Source organism: Streptomyces sp. NPDC056347, from assembly GCF_042262625.1.
Lineage (GTDB): Bacteria > Actinomycetota > Actinomycetes > Streptomycetales > Streptomycetaceae > Streptomyces.
The window spans coordinates 1-2,846 of sequence record NZ_JBHJQP010000321.1 but is presented as its reverse complement, the minus strand read 5'-3'; the positions used below and the strand labels follow the sequence as shown (position 1 = coordinate 2,846).

The 2,846-nt window shown below is 50.9% G+C and carries 2 rRNA genes; both read left to right on the top strand.

Features of this window, described 5'->3' with window-relative positions:
* Positions 1-52, top strand: a 16S ribosomal RNA gene (locus tag ACFCV8_RS35865); the annotation flags it as partial.
* Between the two features lie 146 nt (positions 53-198).
* A 23S ribosomal RNA gene (locus ACFCV8_RS35860) occupies positions 199-2,846 on the top strand; the annotation flags it as partial.

Below are 2,846 nucleotides of genomic sequence, written 5' to 3'. Positions count from 1 at the left end.
GAAGTCGTAACAAGGTAGCCGTATCGGAAGGTGCGGCTGGATCACCTCCTTTCTATGGAGAATTGATGAACGCTGTTCATCAATATAAGTTTCCGTGTTTCGTTTTGTTCAGTTTTGAGAGAACTATCTCTCATATATAAATGTATGTTCTTTGAAAACTAGATAACAGTGTAGCTCATATTTTTTAATTTTTAGTTTGGTTAAGTTAGAAAGGGCGCACGGTGGATGCCTTGACACTAGGAGTCGATGAAGGACGGGACTAACGCCGATATGCTTCGGGGAGCTGTAAGTAAGCTTTGATCCGAAGATTTCCGAATGGGGAAACCCACTATACGTAATGGTATGGTATCCTTACCTGAATACATAGGGTATGGAAGACAGACCCAGGGAACTGAAACATCTAAGTACCTGGAGGAAGAGAAAGCAAATGCGATTTCCTGAGTAGCGGCGAGCGAAACGGAACATAGCCCAAACCAAGAGGCTTGCCTCTTGGGGTTGTAGGACACTCTATACGGAGTTACAAAGGAACGGAGTAAATGAAGAGGTCTGGAAAGGCCCGTCAAAGAAGGTAACAACCCTGTAGTTGAAACTTCGTTCCCTCCAGAGTGGATCCTGAGTACGGCGGAACACGTGAAATTCCGTCGGAATCTGGGAGGACCATCTCCCAAGGCTAAATACTCCCTAGTGATCGATAGTGAACCAGTACCGTGAGGGAAAGGTGAAAAGCACCCCGGAAGGGGAGTGAAAGAGATCCTGAAACCGTGTGCCTACAAATAGTCAGAGCCCGTTAATGGGTGATGGCGTGCCTTTTGTAGAATGAACCGGCGAGTTACGATCCCGTGCAAGGTTAAGTTGAAGAGGCGGAGCCGCAGCGAAAGCGAGTCTGAATAGGGCGTTTAGTACGTGGTCGTAGACCCGAAACCAGGTGATCTACCCATGTCCAGGGTGAAGTTCAGGTAACACTGAATGGAGGCCCGAACCCACGCACGTTGAAAAGTGCGGGGATGAGGTGTGGGTAGCGGAGAAATTCCAATCGAACCTGGAGATAGCTGGTTCTCCCCGAAATAGCTTTAGGGCTAGCCTTAAGTGTAAGAGTCTTGGAGGTAGAGCACTGATTGAACTAGGGGCCCTCATCGGGTTACCGAATTCAGTCAAACTCCGAATGCCAATGACTTATCCTTAGGAGTCAGACTGCGAGTGATAAGATCCGTAGTCAAGAGGGAAACAGCCCAGATCGCCAGCTAAGGTCCCAAAGTGTGTATTAAGTGGAAAAGGATGTGGAGTTGCTTAGACAACTAGGATGTTGGCTTAGAAGCAGCCACCATTTAAAGAGTGCGTAATAGCTCACTAGTCGAGTGACTCTGCGCCGAAAATGTACCGGGGCTAAATACACCACCGAAGCTGCGAATTGATACCAATGGTATCAGTGGTAGGGGAGCGTTCTAAGTGCAGTGAAGTCAGACCGGAAGGACTGGTGGAGCGCTTAGAAGTGAGAATGCCGGTATGAGTAGCGAAAGACGGGTGAGAATCCCGTCCACCGAATGCCTAAGGTTTCCTGAGGAAGGCTCGTCCGCTCAGGGTTAGTCAGGACCTAAGCCGAGGCCGACAGGCGTAGGCGATGGACAACAGGTTGATATTCCTGTACCACCTCTTTATCGTTTGAGCAATGGAGGGACGCAGAAGGATAGAAGAAGCGTGCGATTGGTTGTGCACGTCCAAGCAGTTAGGCTGATAAGTAGGCAAATCCGCTTATCGTGAAGGCTGAGCTGTGATGGGGAAGCTCCTTATGGAGCGAAGTCTTTGATTCCCCGCTGCCAAGAAAAGCTTCTAGCGAGATAAAAGGTGCCCGTACCGCAAACCGACACAGGTAGGCGAGGAGAGAATCCTAAGGTGAGCGAGAGAACTCTCGTTAAGGAACTCGGCAAAATGACCCCGTAACTTCGGGAGAAGGGGTGCTTTCTTAACGGAAAGCCGCAGTGAATAGGCCCAAGCGACTGTTTAGCAAAAACACAGGTCTCTGCGAAGCCGTAAGGCGAAGTATAGGGGCTGACACCTGCCCGGTGCTGGAAGGTTAAGGAGAGGGGTTAGCGTAAGCGAAGCTTTGAATTGAAGCCCCAGTAAACGGCGGCCGTAACTATAACGGTCCTAAGGTAGCGAAATTCCTTGTCAGGTAAGTTCTGACCCGCACGAAAGGCGCAACGATCTGGGCACTGTCTCAACGAGAGACTCGGTGAAATTATAGTACCTGTGAAGATGCAGGTTACCCGCGACAGGACGGAAAGACCCCGTGGAGCTTTACTGTAGCCTGATATTGAATTTTGGTACAGTTTGTACAGGATAGGCGGGAGCCATTGAAACCGGAGCGCTAGCTTCGGTGGAGGCGCTGGTGGGATACCGCCCTGACTGTATTGAAATTCTAACCTACGGGTCTTATCGACCCGGGAGACAGTGTCAGGTGGGCAGTTTGACTGGGGCGGTCGCCTCCTAAAGTGTAACGGAGGCGCCCAAAGGTTCCCTCAGAATGGTTGGAAATCATTCGTAGAGTGCAAAGGCATAAGGGAGCTTGACTGCGAGACCTACAAGTCGAGCAGGGACGAAAGTCGGGCTTAGTGATCCGGTGGTTCCGCATGGAAGGGCCATCGCTCAACGGATAAAAGCTACCCCGGGGATAACAGGCTTATCTCCCCCAAGAGTCCACATCGACGGGGAGGTTTGGCACCTCGATGTCGGCTCATCGCATCCTGGGGCTGTAGTCGGTCCCAAGGGTTGGGCTGTTCGCCCATTAAAGCGGTACGCGAGCTGGGTTCAGAACGTCGTGAGACAGTTCGGTCCCTATCCGCTGTGCG